The 7241-nt window shown below is 59.2% G+C and carries 6 protein-coding genes; 1 reads left to right on the top strand and 5 read right to left on the bottom strand.

Annotated features, from left to right (window positions below; translation table 11 throughout):
- The first annotated feature begins 238 nt into the window (after positions 1-238).
- The gene (locus AC33YF_RS02445; RefSeq protein WP_491775606.1) at positions 239-775 is read left to right on the top strand and encodes a hypothetical protein; all 537 of its coding nucleotides are present in this window, start codon (positions 239-241) and stop codon (positions 773-775) included.
- A 95-nt stretch (positions 776-870) separates the two neighbouring features.
- Here AC33YF_RS02445 and pabB read toward each other — a convergent pair whose 3' ends face one another.
- From pabB to AC33YF_RS02420, 5 genes are all read right to left on the bottom strand, one after another.
- On the bottom strand, positions 871-2694 hold the full coding sequence (gene pabB, locus AC33YF_RS02440) for an aminodeoxychorismate synthase component I (RefSeq protein ID WP_491775605.1): 1824 nt from the start codon (positions 2692-2694) through the stop codon (positions 871-873).
- Between the two features lie 87 nt (positions 2695-2781).
- The gene (locus tag AC33YF_RS02435) at positions 2782-3585 is read right to left on the bottom strand and encodes a formylmethanofuran dehydrogenase subunit C (protein ID WP_491775604.1); all 804 of its coding nucleotides are present in this window, start codon (positions 3583-3585) and stop codon (positions 2782-2784) included.
- On the bottom strand, positions 3582-4490 hold the full coding sequence (gene fhcD, locus AC33YF_RS02430) for a formylmethanofuran--tetrahydromethanopterin N-formyltransferase (RefSeq protein ID WP_491775603.1): 909 nt from the start codon (positions 4488-4490) through the stop codon (positions 3582-3584). The genes AC33YF_RS02435 and fhcD overlap by 4 nt, the downstream gene beginning before the upstream one ends.
- 1 nt (position 4491) lies before the next feature.
- Complete coding sequence (locus AC33YF_RS02425; RefSeq protein WP_491775602.1) at positions 4492-6129, bottom strand: formylmethanofuran dehydrogenase subunit A; 1638 nt, start codon at positions 6127-6129, stop codon at positions 4492-4494.
- On the bottom strand, positions 6129-7202 hold the full coding sequence (locus AC33YF_RS02420; protein ID WP_491775601.1) for a molybdopterin-binding domain-containing protein: 1074 nt from the start codon (positions 7200-7202) through the stop codon (positions 6129-6131). The genes AC33YF_RS02425 and AC33YF_RS02420 overlap by 1 nt, the downstream gene beginning before the upstream one ends.
- Between the last annotated feature and the right edge of the window lie 39 nt (positions 7203-7241).

The raw sequence follows: 7241 nt of genomic DNA, 5'->3' as shown, positions 1-7241 counted from the left end.
CCCCTCTTGATGTCTCGCCGCAGAGACCAAATGTGTATGCCTCAACCGAAGCACCCTTGTGGTCCTGCGAGAAGACCTGGAAGCAGCTTCGTCGAACTCCCTTAAGGGAGACGCCGGGCTGTGCGGCGGCAAGGCCTCCATCAGGACAAGGAATGGCGGGGAATTGTCCTAACGTCACTTGACTGCGCTACGACCGAACTGAAAGCCAATCGCTCGTCCGAGCCTCAAGAGACCCGCTATGACCGATGATCGCCAAGAAGTTGAGCAAACAATGATGGAAGACAACACAACAAAAACCGAGGCGGCCAAGCAAGCCGATAAGGAGTGGGAAGATCTGCGCCGCGAGCTTGAAACGCTCGGTGAGCAGGTAAAATCCCTTCGCGACCATGCCGGCGCCCTCGGAGAGACTGTTCTTGGAAACATGGAGCTGCGCTTCCAAGACGTATTGAGCAGGGCCCATGCCTATCGCAATACAACTGCTTCCCAGATGGAACAGCTGCAGAAGCACGTAATGGACCAAGCCGATCAGACGCAGGCCACGCTCACGGAGCAGGGCAAGAAGTCCGCCGAAATGGCCAAGGACAAGGCACTCGAGTTGTGGGACCGCTCCGAACCGCTTCGCCATGGAGCCCAAGAAGTAGGTCAAGGCTTTTTGCGAGCGTGGTCGGAGATCGCCGCCTCGTTCAGCAAAGCGGCAGAGAAGGTTCAAGCCGAGAGAGCTAAGGGAACGCCCGAAGACAGCAGCTCAAAGCCGACGGGAACTCAGGCGTCTTAAGCAGCCTGCGAGGGGACTTGATCGCACAGCGCAGATCAGGAAAGCGCCCAGGTCTTTGGATCTGGGCGCCTTCCTTTTTCGACTGATTGCAAGATTCAGCCCGCGCCAGCCGTCGCGGAGAGTGCCTCCTGCGGGAGCAGCTCCGACCGAACAAGCCCACGCACCGAATTGCCGAGGTACACTCGGTCCGCTTCCTTCAGATCAACCTCGGTCAAGACGGCTTCGCTGGCCGCCGCCCACGGGAGGTCGAGAAGTTCTTCCCTTAACGTACCGGGCAGAAGCCCGCATCGCAGCGCGGGCGTGAATAAGCGGCCATCCTTTTCAAGGAAGAGATTCGTTCGTGTGCCTTCCGTTAGCTCACCACGAAGATTGAGGAAAAGCACTTCATCACATCCCGTCAAATCCTTCTGCCGCTCCATTTCCCTGTCGTAGAACTGACGTCGTGTCGTCTTGTGGTAGAAAAACGGGTCCGTCTCATCGACGCGCTGGTCCGAGATCGTGAAGCGCCAAACTGTATCCTTGGTGGGCAGCTCAATCTTTCGCGAACTCACCTCCACACGTCCATTTTCGAAAAGCAACAAACGCACCAACGCGACCGGCGACGCAATCTTTTCGGCCTCAGCATTCAGCGCCGACAGAACAGCTTCGCGCGAGTACGGATAACCGAAGTGTGCCGCCGACGCCTGAAGGCGTACGAGGTGCCTTTCGAGAAGGTGATAGCCACGCTCGCTTTGCCAGCGCAGCGTCTCAATCAGTTCGAACGGGCCACCAGACTCGGTTAGGAACTGCGCCTTAAGTAGGCACTCTGCATACTCGGCGTCTTCCTTGGAGTCGGCGACAATCCCCCCGCCGATCCCCATCTCACCCCGGCCGCGCGACAGCACCGTCGTTCGGATCGCCACGTTGAACTGACATTCGCCAGACGGCGCGATGGTGCCGATAGCGCCAGTGTAAATCCCTCGCGGTTCCTTTTCGACTTCGCGAATGATCTCCATCGCGCGCACTTTGGGCGCACCAGTGATGGATCCGCATGGAAACAGCGCACGCAGCATATCGGTAAGCTTCATGTCCGAGCGTAGCTCGGACGTAATCCCCGAGGTCATCTGATGCACCGTACGGTAGGTCTCTACCGTGAAGAGGTCCGTGACCTCTACCGACCCGATCCGAGAGACCCGCGCGAGGTCGTTACGCAACAGGTCCACAATCATCAGGTTTTCCGCGCGCTGCTTCTCGTCCATAGCTAGCCAGGTTTTGAGACGAGCATCCTCGCGCGGCGTCCTGCCTCTTGGAGCCGTTCCCTTCATGGGCCGTGTTGCTAGCTGCTGATCCTCGCGCCGGAAAAAGAGCTCAGGCGACAGAGAGAGGATGGCGAGATCCGGCGTCTCGATCAGTGCGCCGTAGGCCACACGCTGCCGCCGACGCAAGGCGCCATATAGCGCGATCGGATCACCGTCGAATTCGAATTCGTATTTCTGGGTCAGATTGATTTGGTAGACATCGCCCGCGGCAATGTAGTCCTGGACGGTTTTAAACGCGCGTCCATATTCCTCGCGGCTCCATGACAGGTCCAGGTTCGATATCTTCGCAGGTCCCGCCCCGCCTCGATCGTCAAGCCAATGCCGAACTTCTTCGTTGCCCATCCGCTGCGCCTCTCTATAGAGGCCAACCCAAAACAGGGGCACATTCAGGGACGGCGGAAACAAGTCGCGGAGTTTCGGCTCAAGGCAATAGCCCAGCTCGTAAGCGAAATAGCCCGCCGCATGCAGACCGCGCTCAAGTCCGTCGGAAATGCGTCGCAGCCCCTCATCCACATCCTCGGGCCGATCAACGCAAACGATCTCTTCGGCCTGTTGAAAAAGCAGGCTGCGCTCACCGGACGTGAGGCTGTCATCAAGAAGTACGAAGGTTGACGTCGTCATACGATACGTGCGTGGCCAGCTTAAACGCTTAAGCATAAAGGGGAAGCGTTCATTCGGCGTCAAGTGCCGCCCAAATTCAGGGCTGCCTCATTCTAGGATAAGCATTTCACCTTTGCCCAATACCGCCATGTCGCCCATAAGTCTGCGGGCGCGTCCGCCAAGACGGATCCGCATGCCTTGCTCGCGAAGCCACGTCTCAAGCAGCCTCAGGAAGTCGAACTCCATGACCCCGCTGTCTACGTAGGTCGGCATAAGATGGCGCGGCTTGTCGGCGAGAATCAGGCTGCCGCGACGGTTGCCATAGCCCGCATGACGGCCGGCGCCCCCTCGGAGCACAATCGTTCCGGCCACCATGCGGCCTCCCGCGTAGTCGCCGGCCTTGCCGTCAACGACAATAAGCCCCCGACGTAGACGCTCTCCAACGAGCATCCCGGCATCCCCCCCAATAGAGATGAAGCCGCCCTTCATGCCAAATGTTTCGCCAAAGGCGACGCCGCCCACTTGATCGCCCACGTCGCGCCGTACACTGATTTCCCCGCCTGACATGCTCGCCCCAACGGACACCCCTGCACTGCCATGAACGGTGATTTTGCCACGCTTCATCTGCGCACCGAGCAACATACCCGCGTCGCCATCGACGACAATCTCTCCGCCATTCAACCTGGCGCCAATCTTGTCGCAACGATCGTCCGTACCGGCGAAGTGCAAGCAATGCGCGTCCTTACCCTTCACTTTGAACACATCGCCAACGGTTATCGTTTCACGCGTAGTCGAAACCGACAACGCTTCGATTTTTTTGCGGTTCAGTCCGTCGAGACGACTGGGCACCAATGGCGACAGGTCAAGCCGCTGCGTGGGCCGTCCCTTGAGCTCGAAACTAAGCGCGCTCACCCGGCAATCTCCTTAAGGTGGAAGTGATGGGGGCCGAGGTTGCCGCCGTAATTGCCGGCCGTGATATGGGTAATGCCGTCGCGGGACCCGCCCTTGGCAATCGCATGTATCCCCGCATGCATTGCCTCGTGGATCGCGTCGGCGGTCAGCCCATCGATTACAATTTCTAGCACGGCTTCTGTGGTAGACGGCAGTTCGGAATCCGCGTGCCATTTCAGCCCGGGTGCATAGGCGTGATTGGTCGATGCGATCTGACCCGCGTATTTCGAGCCAACTTTTGAGCCTGAGCGAACGATACCGCCCGGGAACGGCGTGATGACATCGGGGAGATCGGCCATGGCCTTGACCGCGCGGGTACAGGCCGCCAGTACGGCCTTGTGGGACTTGCCCACGACAAGAAGATTGCCTCCACCAACAGCTTTGGTCGTCAAACCTGTCTTGTCTTCGCAGACAAATTCGCCGCCCATGACTGGTATGCGCCAATAGCGACGTCCGCCAATGACCTTGGACATCTGCCAGCCATCGCCGAAGAAGCGCAACGACGCGCCGAGTTTGAGCTTTTTCTCGCCTTCCAATCCTGCGTAGCAGGCCGAGCCAGGACTTGTGAGCACGCACTGACCAACCCGGTTGCGTAGCTGCGTTTGCAGCATGTTCACGTCCATGGTGAACAACAGCACGGCCACGCCTGGACGCCCGTCTGGTGTCTCAAACTTTGTTAGTGTCCGTTCGACGCCGCCTTCAGCACCGCAAGCGATCACCGAAGTCGCGAAGCCTGTCATCGTGCGCGCTGAGATCATTGCCCACTCGGCCGTCGGCGCGGTGATGATGACGCGCGTGCCGACCATGGGAAACGCTTCCGCAAACGTCTCGACAATAGTGACGCCTTTGACTTTCTTCTCTGGCATGTCAGCTCGCACAACGGATGGTCGCGAACCGATCGGGACGATCGGAGACGGTTTCAGTCACGCCGAACCATGACGGATCGGCGCCATAATAGGTATCGTAGAAGGAACATACGCGTTTATTGATCTGAGAGTCGAAACCAGGGTCTACATGGAAACAATGACCCCAAGTAACATCGACGACAGTACCCTTGCGTACGACCACGTTGCCCGACTTGAAAACCAAATCGGCGGCGGCAAACATCTTCGTCTTGTTCTTCTGATCCGTATACACAGCAACGTCCGCGACGGCGCCCGGGGCCAAATGACCCCGGTCTGTCATGCCGAGCACCTTCGCCGGCGCCGCGCGCGTGATGATCGCCAACTCCGAAAGCGTCAGCTCTCGAGAGATGCCTGCAAGCCCAGAGACCTGCCGTGAGGCTTCAGGAAGCGAGTCGAACCAACGTGCGCGTTCGTCGCGATCCATCAATAGGTGAAAGATCTCCGGATAACGCGTGAATAGTGCGCCATTGGGATGGTCGGTTGAGAATAGAACCCGCCAGAGGTCGTCCGCGAGCAAGAAGATCTCAAGCCCGATCGCCCATTGCAGCGCATTTACGAAACTCTTGCGCTTGTAGTTATACGGCACGACGCCCGTGCCGTTCCCCTCGGCCTGATTGATCACCCACTTCTTAGGATTGGCAGCGCGCCGTCCATCGAATTGCCGCAGTATGTCGCCGGAAATGGTGACGGTCTGTCCGAAGAGAACTTGTCCAACATCGACGGTCGCGTTCTTGTGCTTGTTGATCGCTTCCATAAGCGCCGGCGCGCCCGACGAGAATCCCTTATCGCCCTCGTTGCCGTACCCGTAGAACTGGATATGGGCGAGATGGATGGGGTGTCCTTGTGTCGCTTCCAGCGTCGCAACAGCGGTCTCGACATTGCCCGCGATGCCCAAATTGTTGGTGTGAACATGGGGCGGATGAGGCACGCCCAGATCGGCGACCACTTTCTGCATCGCTTCGACAATGCCGCGAGAGGTCACGCCGTACTCCGGCACCTCTTCATCGAGATCGAAGGTGCGTGCGTTGAACTTGAAGGCTTCCGAGCCGCCCGCGTTGATCACCTTGAGACCAAGCGCCTTCGAGTGCGCCAACGTCCAAGCAACATAGTCCTTCAGCTCGTCGCTCTTCGCTTTGCCCTTGCGCAGCAAGTTGAGCGTGTAGTCGTCATTGCCGAGGACTACCAAGCCTGCGACGTCGATAACCGGGATCGATGCCATTTCCTTATGAGCCTGGATGGCATGCGTCGGAATCATCGCCGGCTCAATCACCGTAGTGTAGCCCATCTCCGCATAGCGAAGGCCCGTGGCGTAAGCGCCCCAGGCGGCAGTCGACGGGAGTACTGGCTGACCCTCCGCCGCGGCGATGAGCGGCAGCTCGGGCATCAACTGACGGCCAAGTGTCACATTGGTGCCTGCGATGTGCGAGTGCACATCGATCGCACCGGCCATGACAATTTTGCCGGACACGTCATGAACCTCGTCGGGCTTCCGACCAGCCGGCTTCTCAACGATGCGGCCATTCTCGACATAGACATCGCCGACGGCATCGCGATTGTTCGCTGGATCGATCACGCGACCGCCTTTGAGCTGGACGAGCATCAAGCGGCTCCTTTTTTGTCGATCAGCGCGCCGAGCTCTTTCAGTACATCCGCGACCGTCGGTTTCTTGGACGCACCGGACGAGGCCTTCACCACTCCAATGCCCGCAATCGGCGGCAGGTAGATTTCCGCATCATGATCGGCAGCTGCGGCCCCTACCTCAATGACGACATCGTCGCGCCCCGCCTTTACAGGCTTCGACGACAGCACTACCGCCGGAATTCCTCGAAAGGCCCGCGTCGGCGGTGACGCCTCGGCGCCGTCCAGGGCGTCAATCCAGACAAGCGCGTCGGCTTCGCCGCTCTTAAGGAGCCGCTCCGCCTCGAAGGCCCACATATTGTTTTCAGGAGCCCCCCCAGCGAAGCTTGTCCGCATCGGCAAACCGCAGGTCCAGATGGAGCAGAGGTTTACGCCGTCCCCGTTGCCAGGCGCCGACATCGAGAGCGTTGCTGCACGGGTCGACTTCACGAGATGTCGAACGGTTTCGAGTACGGTATGGAGCACGGGCTCTTCGAGCTCAGCGGGGTCGTAGACGAAAACAACGAAGGCGGATTCCCGTAGTCGCTTCCCAGCTGATAGGACCTTTTTTGCAAGCGCTGCGTCGCGAACTTCGAATGGCAGCTCGCGCGCCGCGGCACCCAACAACGCAACAAGATCCGGCAGCGCATGCTTGCCATCGAGCTCCATCGTGCGAACGCCTTTCGGAGTCTTCCCCTTCTTGGCTCGTATGACAATCAGCTCGCGCTTATTGTCGCCTGGACGCGGCAGGCTCTTGGCGGGAAAGAGCTTCTCCAACAGTTTGGAGTCGCGCTCGCGCGGACCGTCGCCAATAAGGACGACGGTGTCAGCACGATTACGCACCTCGCCTAAACTCGCGGGCGTGGAGCCGGTCTCGCGCATAACGCGCGCCGCTTTGGATGTACCGCTGCTGGCGGCATGGTCGATCACGCCGCCGAGCTTTTGTGCGAGGGCCAGCGCCGCTGCGGCGCCATTCACATCTGTAAAGAGACCGCCGAAAACAGGAAGACGGGCCTGAGCGAGCAAATCCGCCGCACGGTCGAGCGCGCTATCCAACTCGTTTACCTCCCCCAAGTCTTCTTGTTTGTCTGGCTA

It is taken from the genome of Methyloceanibacter sp. (genome assembly GCF_058506495.1).
This window is presented reverse-complemented; position numbering and strand designations above follow the sequence as displayed.